17 protein-coding genes and 1 pseudogene are annotated in these 14993 nt (G+C 74.3%); 4 read left to right on the top strand and 14 right to left on the bottom strand.

What is annotated here, in order from left to right; genetic code table 11:
* Positions 1–4 precede the first annotated feature (4 nt).
* Together A6R01_RS01200 and A6R01_RS01195 are read right to left on the bottom strand one after the other, a co-directional pair.
* Positions 5–1564, bottom strand: coding sequence for an MXAN_6640 family putative metalloprotease (locus A6R01_RS01200; protein ID WP_292602663.1), 1560 nt, complete (start codon positions 1562–1564; stop codon positions 5–7).
* Positions 1565–1673: 109 nt separating this feature from the next.
* Positions 1674–2111 carry an adenylyltransferase/cytidyltransferase family protein gene (locus A6R01_RS01195; RefSeq protein ID WP_292602660.1) on the bottom strand — a complete coding sequence of 146 codons (438 nt, stop codon included), beginning with the start codon at positions 2109–2111 and terminating at the stop codon, positions 1674–1676.
* A 41-nt stretch (positions 2112–2152) separates the two neighbouring features.
* Between A6R01_RS01195 and A6R01_RS01190 the strand changes: the two genes are divergently transcribed.
* The gene (locus A6R01_RS01190; RefSeq protein ID WP_292602657.1) at positions 2153–3427 is read left to right on the top strand and encodes a DUF445 domain-containing protein; all 1275 of its coding nucleotides are present in this window, start codon (positions 2153–2155) and stop codon (positions 3425–3427) included.
* A gap of 53 nt (positions 3428–3480) precedes the next feature.
* Here A6R01_RS01190 and A6R01_RS01185 read toward each other — a convergent pair whose 3' ends face one another.
* Genes A6R01_RS01185 through A6R01_RS01175 form a run of 3 tightly spaced genes read right to left on the bottom strand, consistent with a single transcriptional unit; the run spans position 3481 to position 5283 of the window.
* Positions 3481–3735, bottom strand: a complete 255-nt coding sequence (locus A6R01_RS01185) for an RNA-binding S4 domain-containing protein (RefSeq protein WP_292602654.1) — start codon at positions 3733–3735, stop codon at positions 3481–3483.
* On the bottom strand, positions 3732–4901 hold the full coding sequence (locus A6R01_RS01180) for an alpha-hydroxy-acid oxidizing protein (RefSeq protein WP_292602651.1): 1170 nt from the start codon (positions 4899–4901) through the stop codon (positions 3732–3734). The genes A6R01_RS01185 and A6R01_RS01180 overlap by 4 nt, the downstream gene beginning before the upstream one ends.
* A gap of 13 nt (positions 4902–4914) precedes the next feature.
* Positions 4915–5283 carry an FKBP-type peptidyl-prolyl cis-trans isomerase gene (locus tag A6R01_RS01175; RefSeq protein ID WP_292602648.1) on the bottom strand — a complete coding sequence of 123 codons (369 nt, stop codon included), beginning with the start codon at positions 5281–5283 and terminating at the stop codon, positions 4915–4917.
* On the opposite strand from A6R01_RS01175, the gene lepB reads away from it, so the two are divergent.
* The gene (gene lepB, locus A6R01_RS01170; RefSeq protein WP_292602645.1) at positions 5282–6136 is read left to right on the top strand and encodes a signal peptidase I; all 855 of its coding nucleotides are present in this window, start codon (positions 5282–5284) and stop codon (positions 6134–6136) included. The genes A6R01_RS01175 and lepB overlap by 2 nt on opposite strands.
* A gap of 21 nt (positions 6137–6157) precedes the next feature.
* Here the strand turns inward: lepB and A6R01_RS01165 are convergent, their stop codons facing one another.
* From A6R01_RS01165 to A6R01_RS01155, 3 genes are read right to left on the bottom strand one after another with little or no spacing between them, the layout of a single operon-like run.
* Positions 6158–6589 carry a hypothetical protein gene (locus A6R01_RS01165; protein ID WP_292602642.1) on the bottom strand — a complete coding sequence of 144 codons (432 nt, stop codon included), beginning with the start codon at positions 6587–6589 and terminating at the stop codon, positions 6158–6160.
* A 10-nt stretch (positions 6590–6599) separates the two neighbouring features.
* Positions 6600–7868 (bottom strand): NAD(P)/FAD-dependent oxidoreductase, encoded by a 1269-nt coding sequence (locus tag A6R01_RS01160; protein WP_292602639.1) that lies wholly within the window; start codon positions 7866–7868, stop codon positions 6600–6602.
* Positions 7869–7873: 5 nt separating this feature from the next.
* Positions 7874–8779: a DICT sensory domain-containing protein gene (locus tag A6R01_RS01155; RefSeq protein WP_292602636.1), complete on the bottom strand. Its 906-nt coding sequence runs from the start codon at positions 8777–8779 to the stop codon at positions 7874–7876.
* 59 nt (positions 8780–8838) lie between these two features.
* Between A6R01_RS01155 and A6R01_RS01150 the strand changes: the two genes are divergently transcribed.
* Both A6R01_RS01150 and A6R01_RS01145 read left to right on the top strand, forming a co-directional pair.
* Complete coding sequence (locus A6R01_RS01150; protein ID WP_292602633.1) at positions 8839–9054, top strand: hypothetical protein; 216 nt, start codon at positions 8839–8841, stop codon at positions 9052–9054.
* Positions 9051–9827, top strand: coding sequence for a hypothetical protein (locus A6R01_RS01145; protein WP_292602631.1), 777 nt, complete (start codon positions 9051–9053; stop codon positions 9825–9827). The genes A6R01_RS01150 and A6R01_RS01145 overlap by 4 nt, the downstream gene beginning before the upstream one ends.
* On the opposite strand, the gene A6R01_RS01140 is transcribed toward A6R01_RS01145, so the two are convergent.
* From A6R01_RS01140 to A6R01_RS01115, 6 genes and pseudogenes are all read right to left on the bottom strand, one after another.
* Complete coding sequence (locus tag A6R01_RS01140; protein ID WP_292602628.1) at positions 9809–10243, bottom strand: CBS domain-containing protein; 435 nt, start codon at positions 10241–10243, stop codon at positions 9809–9811. The genes A6R01_RS01145 and A6R01_RS01140 overlap by 19 nt on opposite strands.
* 104 nt (positions 10244–10347) lie before the next feature.
* Positions 10348–11223 (bottom strand): histidinol-phosphatase, encoded by an 876-nt coding sequence (gene hisN / locus A6R01_RS01135; protein ID WP_292602625.1) that lies wholly within the window; start codon positions 11221–11223, stop codon positions 10348–10350.
* A gap of 426 nt (positions 11224–11649) precedes the next feature.
* Positions 11650–12624: pseudogene (rsgA, locus tag A6R01_RS01130) on the bottom strand (ribosome small subunit-dependent GTPase A); the annotation flags it as partial.
* A 13-nt stretch (positions 12625–12637) separates the two neighbouring features.
* Positions 12638–13927, bottom strand: coding sequence for a 3-phosphoshikimate 1-carboxyvinyltransferase (gene aroA / locus A6R01_RS01125; RefSeq protein ID WP_292602623.1), 1290 nt, complete (start codon positions 13925–13927; stop codon positions 12638–12640).
* Positions 13928–13969: 42 nt separating this feature from the next.
* Positions 13970–14473 carry a DoxX family membrane protein gene (locus A6R01_RS01120; RefSeq protein ID WP_292602621.1) on the bottom strand — a complete coding sequence of 168 codons (504 nt, stop codon included), beginning with the start codon at positions 14471–14473 and terminating at the stop codon, positions 13970–13972.
* 83 nt (positions 14474–14556) lie between these two features.
* The coding region (locus A6R01_RS01115; RefSeq protein ID WP_292602619.1) for a hypothetical protein at positions 14557–14993 on the bottom strand (437 nt) is incomplete at its 5' end.

Here is a 14993-nt window from a genome sequence, read left to right as displayed (position 1 = left end):
GGGGTCAGCGCTGGTAGACCTCGGCGGTCACGGCGAAGGGCTGGTCCTGGTCGCGCGGGATGCCGAAGCACGACCAGTCCGGGGTGTCCTTGTCGCAGCGGAACCTGGTGGAGGCGTTGACCAGGGTCAGCGAGACCGCCTCGACCTTCTCGACGGTGAACGGGGTGGTGACGGTGGTCGAGCCGTTGCGGTCGAGGTCGACCTGCTCGCTGCGCCACTTGCCGTCGACCGTGCGGACGACCAGCCACGCCGTCGGGTCGGTCTTCGCGCGGGGCCCGTCGACGGTGAGCCGCAGGCGGTACGGCGCTCCGGCGAGACCCTCGGAGGTCAACGTGGCGTCCGGCACCAGGACGTAGGACGCCGAGGCCATGTGGTCGACGTCGACCTCGTCGCTGCGGGGGGCCGTGCGGCGGCCGAACGTCCAGGTCGCCTCCGGCTCGGGGGCGGGCCAGTGGTCGCCCTCGGGGTAGCCGCGCCCGGGGGTGAGGTTGGCGGCGGAGTACGCGGCGAACCGCTTGGCGAAGCCGCCCCTGCTCTTCAGCACCTTCTCGACGGCCCGCGTGGAGTAGGTGGACCCGCGAGCGGTGTTCCAGGTCCGGCGCACGATCCCGTGGCCGTAGCGCTCGGAGAGGTGCTCCCAGAAGGGCCAGTTGCCGTAGTGGGCGAAACCGCCCCGCTCGAAGAGGTCCAGGGAGGTGGCGGGCTCGCCGACCTGCCCGAAGGCGAGGTACTGCCGGTTGTCGTTGACCCCGTCGGCGAAGCGCTCCTCCATCCAGGTGGCCGTCGACTCCATGAACCAGCGGTCCTCGTAGTAGTCGTAGCCGAACTGGATGGCGTGGAAGAACTCGTGGGCGGCGGTGACCGCCAGGGTCTTGCCCGGCTTGCCGCCGTACTGGTCCTTGCTGAAGTCGTTGTCCAGCACGCAGTAGCCGCCCGCGCGGGTGCGGTCCTTGCGCAGCACGAAGTCGGCCGAGCAGTAGCCGTAGAGGAGGTCGGCACCCACGTCGGCGAGGTAGACGTCGAACTTGCCGTTGCCGCCGTTGCGCGAGCTCGGCAGGCCGCCGTCGCTCAGGGGCGCGCGGTAGCCGAGGTCGCCGACCTCCCGCTTCCAGACCTTCTTCAGCACCTTCAGCGTCTTGTCGACCCAGGCGCTGGTCGCCCGATCGGAGGTGCTGGTGACGTAGTGGACGCAGAAGTGGCCGCGGCAGCGGCGCTGGGACTTCGTCGTGTAGCCGGTGCCCTCGGGGTCGGCAAGACCGTCGGTCGGACGGGCCAGCAGCGACTCGGCGGCCGCGCGGTCGGTGGCCTCCAACCTCGGCAGCGCCGCGCGCAGGTCACGCAGCACCAGCGTGGCCTCGCGCGAGGTGTGGGCCCCGGGTGCGCCGGGCGAGCGACGAGCCGCGGGGCCGTCGCCGGACCCGCCGGTGAGCATCGCGCGAGCCTCGGCCAGCACCTGCTGGGCGGCGGTGGGCTGCTCCTCCGCGCTCGCACGCGGCGTCACCGAGGGCGCCAGGGTGGCGACCAGCAGTGCCGAGGAGCAGGCGAGGGCGGCCAGCAGACGCATGGGGGGACCTTCCGAGGGGTGCCACCCGGCAGGGGTGGTAGAGGGGGGGGACGGGGGAGCGGACACCCCCGACGGTACGTCAGTCATGGCCGTCCCGCTCGTGGCGACCTCAGCTCGTGCCGGAGATCTTCTCGATCAGGGCGGTGGTGGAGATGGCAGGGGTGCGCGGGAGGTAGACGACCTCGCACACGTCGCGGAACTCGTCGAAACGACCTGCCCAGTCATCACCCATGACCAGCACGTCGGCCCCGTGCTCGAGGATGTAGTCGCGCTTCTGCTCCAGGCTCTCCTCCAGGAACACCGCGTCCACCGGCTTGAGGGCGGACACGATCGCCATCCGCTCGCCCTCGCTGAAGACCGGCTCGCGGCCCTTCTTGCGCAGGTTCAGCGCGTCCGCGGACACGCCCACGACCAGCCGGTCGCCGAGCTCGGAGGCCCGCTGGATCACCTTGAGGTGCCCGACGTGGAAGACGTCGAAGGTGCCGAAGGTGATGACGGTGCGCTGCCGGGTCGGCTCGGGGGTCGGCTCGGGGGTGGGGTCGGGCATGGGCGGCAGTCTGTCAGGTGCGTGCGCCAGACTCTGCAGCGATGACCACCACCGCGCCCTTCCCGACCGGCGACGCCGCTGCCGACCACGCTGCCGACGTACGCCGTGCCCACGCCCTGCGCCGGATGCGTGCCGTCGCCCTGGGGCTGCTGCTGCTCGCCGCCCTGGTCTTCGTGCTCACCCACGACCGCGACGGGTTCTGGGGCTTCGTCAACGCCGGCGCCGAGGCCTCCATGGTCGGCGCCATCGCGGACTGGTTCGCCGTGACCGCGCTGTTCCGCCACCCTCTGGGCCTGCCGATCCCGCACACGGCGCTGATCCCGCGTCGCAAGGACGAGCTGGGGCGGGGGCTGGAGGAGTTCGTCGGGGAGAACTTCCTCTCCGAGGAGGTGGTGCGGGAGCGGGTGCTCGGCGCGCGGGTGTCCTCGCGGGTGGGGGGCTGGCTGGTCGAGCCGGACAGCTCGCGTCGGGTCGCCGAGGAGGCCGCCGAGGTCATCGGCGTGGCCCTGTCGAAGGTGCGCGACGAGCACGTGCGCAGCCTGGTCGAGGACGCGCTGGTGCCGCGCTTCCGCGACGAGCCGATCTCCCCTCTGCTGGGCAACCTGCTCGCGGAGTCGATGCGCGACGACCTCCACCACGGGCTCGTCGACCTGGCGCTGGAGGAGCTGCACGGCTGGCTGGTCGACAACCCCGACACGGTGACCGAGGTGATCGGCGAGCGCGCGCCCTGGTGGGCGCCGCCGTCGATCAACGACCGGGTCACCTCCCGCATCCACCTCGAGCTGGTGCGCTGGGTCGCCGACATCCGCGACCAGCCGCGGCACCGCGCCCGTCTTGCGCTGGACTCGATGCTGCGCCAGCTCGCGGAGGACCTCCAGCACGACGAGGGCACCATGGCCCGCACCGAGGCGCTCAAGGAGCGGCTGCTGGACCGCCCCCAGGTCATCGCGACGGCGATCTCGCTGTGGGAGGCGCTGCGGCACGCGCTGACCGACTCCCTCGACGACCCCGAGGGCGCGGTGCGGCTGCGGATGCGCACCGAGCTGGAGCGGTTCGCCCGCCGGCTCGTGGACGAGCCCGCGCTGCGCGAGCGGCTCGACGGGCTGGCCGCGGACGCCGTGGTCTTCGCGGTCGAGCGCTACGGCAGCGAGCTGACCCAGGTCATCACCCACACCATCGAGCGGTGGGACGGCAAGGAGGCCGCCGAGCGCATCGAGCTGCACGTCGGCCGCGACCTGCAGTTCATCCGGATCAACGGCACCATCGTCGGTGGGCTCGTCGGCGTCCTGATCCACACCGTGGTGGTGCTGCTGTAGGTCGGATCGAGCCGGCGTATTGATGCGCCGGTTCGGCGGCTACTGGGACTCCGTCACCACGGGAGGTCGTCGTACGCCGACTCGTCGCTGACCCGGGCGGCCTGACCGCCCAGCTCCACGACGTCGCCCTTGACCAGCTGGCGCCCGCGGCGCTGGTCGACCTCGCCGTTGACCAGGACCTGCCCGGCGGCGATGACCTCCTTGGCCTCCGAGCCGGACTCGATGAGGTTGGCGAGCTTGAGGAACTGGCCCAGCCGGATCGAGTCGTCGCGGATCGCGACGTCGAAGGGGTCGGGGGCCGCGCTCATCGAGGGCTCCTCGTCAGCAGGTCGGGGACCAGGTCGGCCAGGGTGGAGCAGCCGGCGTTGCCCATGGTCAGGTCGAGCTCGGCGAGCAGGCAGCGCAGCACGTGCTCCACGCCTTCCTGGCCGCCGAGGGCCAGCCCGTAGAGGTAGGGCCGACCCAGCAGGGCCGCGTCGGCGCCGAGCGCCAGCGCCTTCAGCACGTCGGGTCCCGAGCGGACCCCGGAGTCGAAGAGCACGGTGAGCTGCTCGCCCACGGCCTCGGCGATGCCGGGGAGCACGTCGAGGGAGGCGACCGCGCCGTCGACCTGGCGGCCGCCGTGGTTGGAGACGACGATGCCCTGGACCCCCGCATCGACGGCCCGGCGGGCGTCGTCGACGTGCTGGACGCCCTTGAGGACGATCGGGCCGTCCCACCGCTCGCGCAGCCAGGGCAGTTGCTCCCACGACAGCCCGGGGTTGGGGAACACGCCCGCGAAGGCGAGGCCGGCGGTGGCCGGGTCCTCCTCGGCGGGCTTGTCGAGCATCGCGGAGAACACCGGGTCGGAGGTGTAGTTGGCGATGCCCTGGTTGGCCAGGAACGGCAGGTAGCCGCGGTCGAGGTCCCTCGGGCGCCAGCCCAGCAGCGTGGTGTCGAGGGTGAGCACCAAGGTGGAGTAGCCCGAGGCCTGTGCCCGGGACAGGAAGGACTCGCACAGCTCGTCGTGGGTCGGCCAGTAGAGCTGGAACCAGCGCTGACCGTCACCGTTCGCCTCGGCCGCCTGCTCGATCGAGTGACCGGCCTGGGTGGAGTGGACGTAGGTCAGCCCCAGGGCCGCGGCGGCGCGGGCCGAGGCCAGCTCGCCCTCGGGGTGGGCCAGGGTCTGCACACCGACCGGTCCGAGCAGGACCGGTGCGGCCATCGGCGTACCGAGGACCTCGGTGGACAGGTCGCGGATGGCGTGGTCGCGCAGCATCCGCGGCACGATGCGCCACTGCTCGAAGGCCGCGACGTTGGCGCGAGCCGTCGAGCCGCCCCCGGCGCTGGGCACGATGTAGCCCAGCGCCTCCGGGGGCAGCACCTCGGCGGCGTGGCGCTCCAGGGAGGCCAGGTCGGTGGTCCACGCCGGGGTCTGCCCGGCGAGCATCCCGGCGGCGTAGATGGAGACCTGGTGGTCGCCGAAGTGGGTCACGCGTTGGCCTCGCTCAGGAGACGGCGAGCAGGTCGACGACGAAGATCAGCGTCTCGCCGGGCTTGATGACGCCACCGGCGCCGCGGTCGCCGTAGCCCAGGTGCGGCGGGATCACGAGCTGACGGCGGCCGCCGACCTTCATGCCCTGCACGCCGGTGTCCCAGCCCTGGATGACCTGGCCGATGCCGAGGCGGAAGCGCAGCGGCTCGCCGCGGTTGTAGGAGGCGTCGAACTCCTCGCCGGTGGAGTGGGCCACGCCGACGTAGTGCACGGACACGGTCTGTCCGGCGGCGGCCTCCTCGCCGTCGCCGACGGTGAGGTCGGTGATGACGAGGTCGGCGGGCGGGTCGAAGTCGGGGAAGTCGATCTCAGGCTTCTGCATGGGCGCGAGCCTAACCGGGGGCGGTGCCGGGGGCGGTGTCGAGGAGACGGGCCGAGGCGGGGGTGCCGGGTATGGTTCCCCCCGGCCGGACCAGCGGCACCGAGGAGGGGACGGGTCCGAAGAGGACCAGGCGGCGGCGCCGACGCCGCCCGCACGTCGCCGGATCCCGGTCTGGCAGGAGTCGCTCCTGCTGCTCGGCCTGGCCATCGTGCTGGCCCTGATCGTCAAGACCTTCCTGGTGCAGGCGTTCTACATCCCCTCCGGCTCGATGGAGCCGGGGCTGGAGATCAACGACCGGATCCTGGTGCAGAAGGTGTCCTACTGGGGCTCCGGCAGCCCCGAGCGCGGCGACATCGTGGTCTTCGAGGACCCCGGTGCCTGGCTCAGCGCCGCCGAGGCCTCCGGCCCCACCAACCTGCTCACCGACGCGATGAGCCGCATCGGGCTCTACCCCACCGGCGGGCACCTGGTGAAGCGCGTCATCGGCGTGGCCGGCGACACCATCGAGTGCTGCGACGAGCAGGGGCGGCTGCTGGTCAACGGCGAGCCCCTGGACTCCTCGGGCTTCACGCTCAACGACGACGACTGCGACGGCCCGATGCTCTCCACGTGCGAGTGGGACGCGGGGCCGGTGCCCGACGGGATGGTCTTCGTGATGGGCGACCACCGCGACGACTCCGCGGACTCCTCGTACCGGCTGCGCTGCGGCGGTCGCAAGGGCGAGGCCTGCGACGACTCCGACGCCTTCGTGCCCGTCGAGCTGGTCGTGGGCAAGGTCTTCGCCCGGGTCTGGCCGGCCAGCCGCTTCGACCTGCTCGAGCGGCCCGACGCCTTCGAGGCGCTCGAGGACTGAGCCGTCAGGCTCGCCCGGCGCTCACACCAGCGCGAGGGTCGCGGCGCCCGCGCTGAGCAGCGCGCCGGCGGTGCGCCACCGGTCCGCGCGCAGCAGCCGCGCCAGCAGCACCCGGCGACGCCGGTCGCCCAGCCCCGTCACCCCGAGCCGTCCGTGCAGCGGCGCCGCCACGGCCGCGGTCGTGCCCAGCGCGAGGCCGGCGCCCGCCGCGGCCACCCACACCGCGACCGAGCCGGCCACGAGCACGGCCGCACCTGTCGAGACCAGCACAGCGGCGTACAGGGGGACGACGAGGACGCTGATCACGCGGCTGTGTCGGCCGTGCGCGCGGCGCCAGGCGGCGTGCGGGGTCGCGGCCAGCACGGGGTAGACCAGCGCGGAGACGGTCAGCTGGAAGGCGGCGTGGGCCCAGGCGCTGGCGGTCAGCAGGACCAGGGCGGTCTCGGTGCTCATCGGCCTGTGCTCATCGTGCCGGCACCCCGAGATCGGCGAGCACCCCGAGCGCGGCGCGCTCGCCACTGACCAGCGCACCCTGGATCGATGGGGAGTCGCGGTGGTCCCCGCACACGTGCAGCCCGCGCTCGAGCCTCGTGGGGCGGCGCAGGTGGTGCGGGGGAGTCGCGGCCGGCAGGGCGTCGCGGACCTCGTGCCGCGCGACCTCCTCCCACGAGCGGTCGTCGGACCCCAGCAGGGCCGCGGCGTGGCGGCGCACCTCGGCCTCGGGCGGCAGCGCGTGGTCGGGTGCGAGCACCACGGAGGCCTGGACCAGGGCGCGGCCCGGGGGTGAGTACGACGGCGCCGCCTGTGACACGACCGCGGTGTTGGCCACGGGGCCGGTGGGGCGGCTGCGGGCGTCGACGTGCAGCCGCCCGCGGCGCGCGGGCAGCCGGTCTGCGGGGGCCGACCACCAGTGCGTCACGACCCCACGCTGCGGGGCGCCGGTCGACCCGAGCAGCCCCACGGCGGCCGGCTCGTCGGTGGCCACGACGACGGCGCGGGCGCGCAGCTCCCCGTCGACCGTGCGCACGACGTGCGGGTCGACGCGCAGGGCCGTGCGCTCCAGGCGCACGTCGAGCCCCTCGGCCAGCTGCGCGGGCAGCGCCTGCATGCCACGTGCGGGCAGCGACGGACTGCCGTCGAGGAAGGACCGGACCAGCAGGCGCGCCACCCGGGCGTCGCTGGCCCCGGTCCCCTCCAGGAGCACGCCGGCCAGGAAGGCCTCCAGGACGCGGCGCAGGTCCCCGTGGGCACCCACGTCGTCGAGGGACTCCGCGAGCGAGCGCGCCGGGGCGTCGCCGGGGTCCGGAGCCAGCCGGGCGGCCAGGCCGCGGTGGGAGGGACGCAGCAGCGGGCGCACCCAGCGCAGCAGGCCGGGCAGCTCGCGCGGACGCCGCAGCGCCGCCGTGCCGCTGGCCGGGAGGAGCCCGGGCTCGCGCCGCGGGTCACCGAGGTCCACGGTGCCGTGGTCGGTCGCGGCCCGCACCCCGGCCGGGAACGGGGACAGCCCGAGCGCGGGGACGTCGACCCAGCGGCGTACGGCGGGGTAGGAGGGGTTGAGCAGCTGGAAGCCGTGGTCGACCAGGTGGCCGTCGACCTCGTCGGTGCGCACGCGGCCGCCGACCCGGTCGGACCGGTCGAGCACGAGCACCGCCAGCCCGGCCTCCTGCAGGCGTCGGGCGCAGCGCAGGCCGGCGAGCCCGGCGCCCACCACCACGACGTCGTGCTCGCCCACGGTGGTCACCGGCCGCGGCGCGGGCGGTGGCCGTCGTCGACGTAGGCCACGACCCGTGAGAAGAGCGCGCTCACGGCGGCCAGGTCGGCGGCCACCGGGGCGGGGTCGTCGGCGAGGGCGAACTGGACCGCGGCCGTGCCGGGGGCTCCGGCGTCGGCGGCCAGCGCGGCGCAGGTGCGCGCTGCGCGGCGGACGGCGTCCGGGTCGATGGTCCACGCGGACTCGAAGAGCCGCTCCCGGTCCGGGACCCCCTCCTGCCCCGGGAGCTCCCACGCCGTCAGCGCGACCGGCAGGTCGCGGCTGTCGCAGACGACCGCCCACTCCCGCCGCACGGGCGAGTCCTCGCCGATGTGCACGGCGACGGCGCCCTCCGGGGAGGGGGCCCCGGGCGCGGTGGGCTCGTAGAAGGCGTACGCCGACCCCGCGACCCGCGACAGCTCGCGCCAGCGGCGCTGGGCCGGGCGGTAGTACTGCTCGGCCTGGAAGAGGCCGAAGAGGTGCGCCCGCTCGGCCTTCGCGGCGAACTCGTCCTCGATGGCCCACGACAACGAGAGCAGGGTCTGCTTGGTGAGCCGGTGGACCGGCACCTCGCGGTGGTGGCGCCTCAGCTCGGCCCACACCGAGGCGGCGCGCGGCTCGGCGGCGCGCTGGGCCCCGGCCAGGACGTCGGCGATGGCGGCGTCGAGCCGGGCGCCGGCCTCCCGGCGGTCGAGGACCTCGCGGACGCCGGCGACGTCGGCCTCGGAGTAGCGGCGGTGGCCGCTGTCGAGCCGCTCGGGCACCGGGAACCCGTGCCGCTGCTCCCACATGCGCAGGGTCGCGGGGGCCACGCCCGTGCGCTCGGCGAGGTCGCCGATGCTCAGGGACCCGCTCGCGTGGTGGACCGGGACGGAGGTAGACGTCGTGTTCACATATGTGATGTTATACCTTAACAGCCTGTTGAGGAACCTGTGGAAGGGTGGTGGCTGGCATGGGGAGCACCCCGACGGTCGGTCGGATCGATACGTGGGACCAGCTCGCGACCGCCGTGGGCAGTGTCCTTGCGGGCGCGCGGGACGGTCGGCCCCTGCGGCTGGACCTCGCCGACGTCGAGGTGGAGGTGCCCGGCACGACCGGCCACTCGCGGTGGCGGGTGCGCGGGCACGTGGCGGTCAGCGGCGGCGACGTCGACGAGGAACGGTCATGAGCCCGGTCGCAGGGCCCGGCTCTGCGCGCGGCCCCCACCTCGACATCGACCTGGACATCGATCTCGAGATCAGCACCGAGCACGCCGATGGCAGCACCGCGGTGGTGCGTGTGCGCGGACGCGGCCGTCAGGTCGTCGTGGACCTCGCGCCCGACGGTGCGGCGTCGCCCCCGCGCTCCGGGGTGGGTGTCGACTGGGCCGGTGTCCGGGCCCTGGCCGACCTGCTGGCCGACCACGGCGTGGCACTGCACGTGGAGCGTCGCGGCCGGCGGCTGCTCACGCTGGGCGGCGGTGACCGCGGTGGTGTGTGGCGGCTGCCCGGGCTGCCGGCGGTCCGCGCGGGCCGGCCCCAGGACCTGGCCCTCGCAGGGATCGACGCGGCGGGGAGTCGGCTGCTCCGCGGCGTACGCGGCGTGCGAGCGGTACGCCGGCTGCCGAGCGTCGTCCCGGCGCCAGCGCTCTCCCCGGCGCCCACGGCCGCGCCCACCCCCGCGCCCACGACCGCGCCCACGACGAGCGCCGTCGGGCTGCCCGCGACCCTGGTCATCGGGTCCCACCCCGCCTGCGACGTGGTGCTCCCCGGCCTGCGGCCCCGTCATGCCGTCCTGGGGCACGACCTGGAGGGCCGCTCGGTGCTCAGGGCACTGGCCGGCGGGTGCGTCGTCGACGGGTCGCCCGTGGTGAGCCAGGTCGTCGACGCCGACAGCGACATCCGCGTCGGCGGGCACCGCGTCAGCCTCGGCGAGCTGCGATCTCAGGCCTGGTGCACGTAGGAGTCGAGCTGGTCGCGCTCGAACTCCAGCTGCCCGATCTTGTGCTTGACCACGTCGCCGATGCTGACGACGCCGACCAGGCCCTCGTCGCCGACGACGGGCAGGTGGCGGAAGCGACGACGCGTCATCGTCTCCATGACCTCGTCGAGGCCGGCGTCGGGCCGGCAGGTCTCCACCACCTCGGTCATGATCGCCCCCACGGTGTTGTCGACCACCGTGCCGTCGTGGTGCAGGTGACGCACGACGTCGCGCTCGCTCACGATGCCGTCGAGGGTGCGCCCGTCGCGGCTGACCACCACCGCGCCGACGTTGTGCTCGGCCAGCAGGGCGAGCAGCTCACGCACCCCGGCGTCGGGGGTGATGCTGACGACCTCGCGGCCCCGGTCCTTGGCGTCCAGCACGGCGGCGATGTTCACGGGGGACCTCCTGGGTCGGGGACGGGAGCGTTGCCACGACGGTACAAGTGACGCCGCTCACGCGTACAGGGTCCGACGCCTCTCGTGGACGCCTCCGGGAGGGGTCAGTCCCGCGAGCGGCGCGCGCGCAGGTCCGAGACCGAGCCCGGACCGCTGCGCGGCTGGTCCGGGTCGTCCCCGGCGTCGTCGGGCAGGCCGCCGAGGAAGGCCAGCGCGGCGTCGTGCAGGTGGGTGTTGGTGGCCACCGCGTTGCCGCCCCAGGGGCCGGCGCTGCCGTCGAGGGAGGTGAAGGAGCCGCCCGCCTCGCGCACGATCACGTCGAGGGCGGCCATGTCGTAGACCTCGAGCTCGGGCTCCGCGGCGATGTCGACCGCGCCCTCGGCCACGAGCATGTAGGACCAGAAGTCGCCGTACGCGCGGGTGCGCCAGCACCGTCGCATCAGCGACAGCACGTCCTCGAGGCGGTCACGGTCCTCCCAGCCGGACAGGGAGGAGTAGGAGAAGGAGGCGTCCTCGAGGCGGCGTACGTCGGAGACCTGCATGCGGGTGGCCTTGAGCAGCGACTTGCCGGTCCAGGCGCCGCCGCCGGCCGACGCCCACCAGCGGCGCTGCAGCTGCGGCGCGGAGACGACGCCGACCACGACCTCGTCGTCGACGACCAGGGAGATCAGGGTGGCCCAGACGGGGACGCCGCGCACGAAGTTCTTGGTGCCGTCGATCGGGTCGACGATCCAGCGGCGCTGGCTGTTGCCGGTGGTGCCCTGCTCCTCGCCGGTGATGGCGTCGCGCGAGCGGACCCGCGAGAGCGTGCGGCGGATCGACTCCTCGACGGCCTGGTCGGCGTCGGTCACCGGCGTGAGGTCCGGCTTGCTCATCACGTGCAGGTCCAGGGCCTTGAAGCGCGCGGTCGTCAGCGAGTCCGCGTCGTCGGCCAGCACGTGGGCCAGGCGGAGGTCGTCGGTGAAGTCGGGGGTGGCCACGAACGCACAGGCTAGCCTCAGGTGCATCCGGCCCGGTTGGGCCTACGGTGGTGGTCCATGGAGATCAACGGGATGCCCGCCCACGCCCTGCTCGTCCACGGGGCCGTCGTGTTCGGCCCGGTGGCCGGCCTGCTGGCCGTGGCGTACGCCGTCCCCGCACTGCGCGAGCGGCTGCGCGGCGTCACGCTCGTCACCGCGGTGCTTGCGGCGGTCTTCGTCGTGCTGGCCTACCTCAGCGGCGACAGCTACCTCGAGGACAACCCGGCCCTGTCGAACATCCCCGCGGTCGGCACCCACGAGGACCGCGCGGTCCTCGCGCTGTGGGTGACCCTGGCCTTCTCGGCCCTGGCGGTGGCGGCGACGACGCTGCGCACGGGGTCGATCCGCCGCACGCTCTCGCGGGTCCGCTCGCGCGACGCCATCACCGGCGAGGAGCCGCCGGAACGAGGTGACCCGGTCGGGGTCGGCGGTGCCGGCGGCCAGGGCCTCGTCGAGCCCGCACTCGGGCTCCTCGCTGCCGTGGGTGCACCCGCGGGGGCACTCCTCGGTCATCTCGTCGAGGTCGGGGAAGGCCTCGATGAGGTGCTCGGGCTCGACGTGGGCCAGCCCGAAGGAACGGATGCCCGGGGTGTCGACGATCCACCCGGGGCGGCCGTCGTGCTCCGGCAGCGCCAGCAGGTAGGCCGACGTCGAGGTGTGTCGCCCGCGGCCGGTGACGGCGTTGACGTGCCCGACCTCGCGGTCGGCGTCGGGGACCAGGGCGTTGACCAAGGTGGACTTGCCGACGCCCGAGTGACCGATCAGCACGCTGATGCGACCGGCGAGCTCGTCGCGCAGCTCGGTGAGGTCGCCGCCGCGCTGCGTGACGACCCAGGGGACCCCGAGCGAGCGGTACGTCGACAGCAGGGCGTCGGGGGAGGCGAGGTCGGCCTTGGTGAGGCACAGCAGGGGGCGCATGCCGGCGTCGTAGGCCGCGACGAGCGCGCGGTCCAGCAGGCCGGGCCGCGGCTCGGGGTCGGCCAGCGCCGTCACGACCACGAGCTGGTCGGCGTTGGAGACGATCACCCGCTCCACGGGGTCGTCGTCGTCGGCGGTGCGTCGCAGCACCGTGGAGCGCTTCTCGACCTCGACGATGCGCGCCAACGAGCCCTCGTCGCCCGAGACGTCGCCGACCACGCGGACCCGGTCGCCCACCACGACGCCCTTGCGGCCCAGGGGGCGGGCCTTGACCGCCATCACGACGCGGTCCTCGACGCGCAGCGTGAACCGACCCCGGTCGACGGTCACGACGACCGCGTCGGTCGCGTCGTCGTACGACGGGCGCTCCTTGGTGCGGGGGCGGGTCCGTCGCCGCGGCCGCTCGTAGTGCTCGTGGTCGTGCTCGGAGTAGCGCCCGCTCATCGACCTGCCCGCCTCAGCGCCCGAAGAGGGCCGACCAGGCCCCGGCGAAGTCGGTGAAGGTCTTGGCGGTCGTGGCGACGTCCTCGACGAGCACGTCGTCGACCGCGGCCCCGACGACCACGCCGGCGTGGGCCATCCGGTGGTCGGCGTAGGTGTGGAAGAGCCCGCCGTGCAGCGGTGCCGGGCGGAAGGAGAGGCCGTCGGGGTGCTCGGTGACGTCGGCGCCGAGACCCCCGAGCTCACGGGCCAGGGCGGCGAGCCGGTCGGTCTCGTGGTGACGGATGTGGCCGACCCCGCGCAGGTGGCTGGGGGTCGTGGCCAGGGCGCACAGCGCGGCGACGACCGGGGTCAGCTCGCCGACGTCGTGCAGGTCGACGTCGAGGCCCTGGAGGGTGCCGGGCGCGGGGCCGGTGACCCGCAGCCCGGCGGAGGCGTGCTCGACCTCGCAGCCCATCGCGGTGAGCAGCTCGCCCCAGGCGTCGCCGGCCTGGGTGGTCTCCGATGGCCAGTCGCGGACGGTGACGCTGCCGCCGGTCACCGCGGCGAGGGCGAGGAACGGGCCGGCGTTGGAGAGGTCGGGCTCGATGGTGCGGTCCAGCGCCCGCAGCGGACCGGGGGCGACCGCCCACCGGTTGGCGTCGCTGTCGTCGACCTCGACGTCCTGCTCGCGCAGCATCGCCACCGTCATGTCGATGTGCGGCAGGGACGGGATCGGCTTGCCGTCGTGGCGCACGTCGATGCCCTCGTCGTAGCGCACGCCGGCCAGCAGCAGCGCGGACACGAACTGCGAGGACTGCGAGGCGTCGAGCACCACGCGACCGCCGCGCACCGACCCGTGGCCGCGCAGCCGGAACGGCAGCGCGCCGCGGTCGTCGTCGTCCACCTCGACGCCGAGGTGGCGCAGCGCGAGCAGCACCTCGCCGATGGGGCGGGTGCGCATGTGCGGGTCGCCGTCGAAGGAGACGGTGCCGTGGGACAGCGCCGCCACCGGGGGCACGAACCGCATGACGGTGCCGGCCAGCCCGCAGTCGACCTGGGTGTCACCCGCGAACGCGCCGGGTGTGACCGTCCAGTCGTCGGTGCTGGTGTCGACGTGCGAGCCTAGCCCGGTGAGGGCCGCGGCCATCAGCAGGGAGTCGCGCGACCGCAGCGCCCGTCGTACGACGCTGGGCCCGTCGGCCAGGGCCGCCAGCACCAGCGCACGGTTGGTGAGGCTCTTGCTGCCGGGCAGGCTGACCGTCGCCTCCACGGGGCTGGTGGCGCGCGGTGCCGGCCAGGGGTCGGGCAGCGGGGCGTCAGGCACCCGCGCAGCCTAGTCGGGGCCGGTCGTGGCGCGCGGGTCGGCTCATCGGACGCGGGCCGACACCAGCTTCGCCTCGCGCTTGGCCTCGCGCTTGGCGGTCCTGGCGAGGTGGCGGGTGCGCCAGGCGACGCCGGGCTTGCCGTCGGTGTCGCCGGCGGCGATCACCAGCCCGCCGAGGAGCGAGAGGTTCTTGGCGAAGTGCAGCCGCTGCTGCTGGGCGGAGGCGTCGTCGTCGGCCTCCCAGAACCGGTGGCCGGCGACCGTGGTGGGCACCAGCGAGGCGGCGAGCACGGTGGCGCAGGTGCGGGGGGCGCGGCCGGTGGCCAGCCCGAGGGCGGCGGTGAGCTGGACACCGGCGTTGATCCTCACCAGGGTCTGCGGGTCCTGGGGGAGGGCGGGCACGGCCTTCTGCAGCAGCGGCACGAGCTTGTCGGTCACGGTCTCGGCCTTGTGGGCCATGGCGTCGCTGTGCTTGAGGGCGTTGGTGGCGCCGATGAAGAAGGTGGAGGCGAGGAGCGGACGGGCGATGGTGCGGCTGATCGACATGGGCGCAGCCTGCCCACGTGGACAGTCGTCATGCCCGCCTGTTGGGGTGAGTGCGCGCCAGTCTCGGCGTGGGTGCGTGTGACTCAGGTGAGCGGGACCCGCACGGTGAGGGACTCGCCGTCGTCGGTGGTGACCTCGAAGGTCAGGGTCGTGGTGCCGAGGGGGAGCGGCACGGCGCGGAAGGTGTAGGTGCCCGTGCCCAGCGAGCAGGTGGCGGGGCCGAGCGCGAGGCCGGCGCACCGCGGGTCGAGGGTGAGCGCCACCAGCGGTCGGTCGCTGCTCAGGCGGACCTGCCCGGTGGCGCCCTCGGGCAGGGACGTCACGTCCAGCACGACCCGCCAGGTGACGCCGAGCACCGTCGTGGCCGAGCCCTGGGCGGTGACCCGCGGTGCGGTGGTCGGTGTGGGTTCCGGTGTGGGCTCGGGCGTGGGCTCCGGCTCCGGCTCCGTCCTGGGCGTCGGCTCCTCGGAGGGGCCGGTCGGCCCGGCGGTCGGCTCGGCGGTCGGTGCCGGCGTGGGGT

It is taken from the genome of Nocardioides sp. REDSEA-S30_B4 (assembly GCF_001627265.1).
Lineage (GTDB): Bacteria > Actinomycetota > Actinomycetes > Propionibacteriales > Nocardioidaceae > Nocardioides.
The sequence above is the reverse complement of the archived record's forward strand: the minus strand, read 5'-3'. Positions and strand labels throughout refer to the sequence as shown.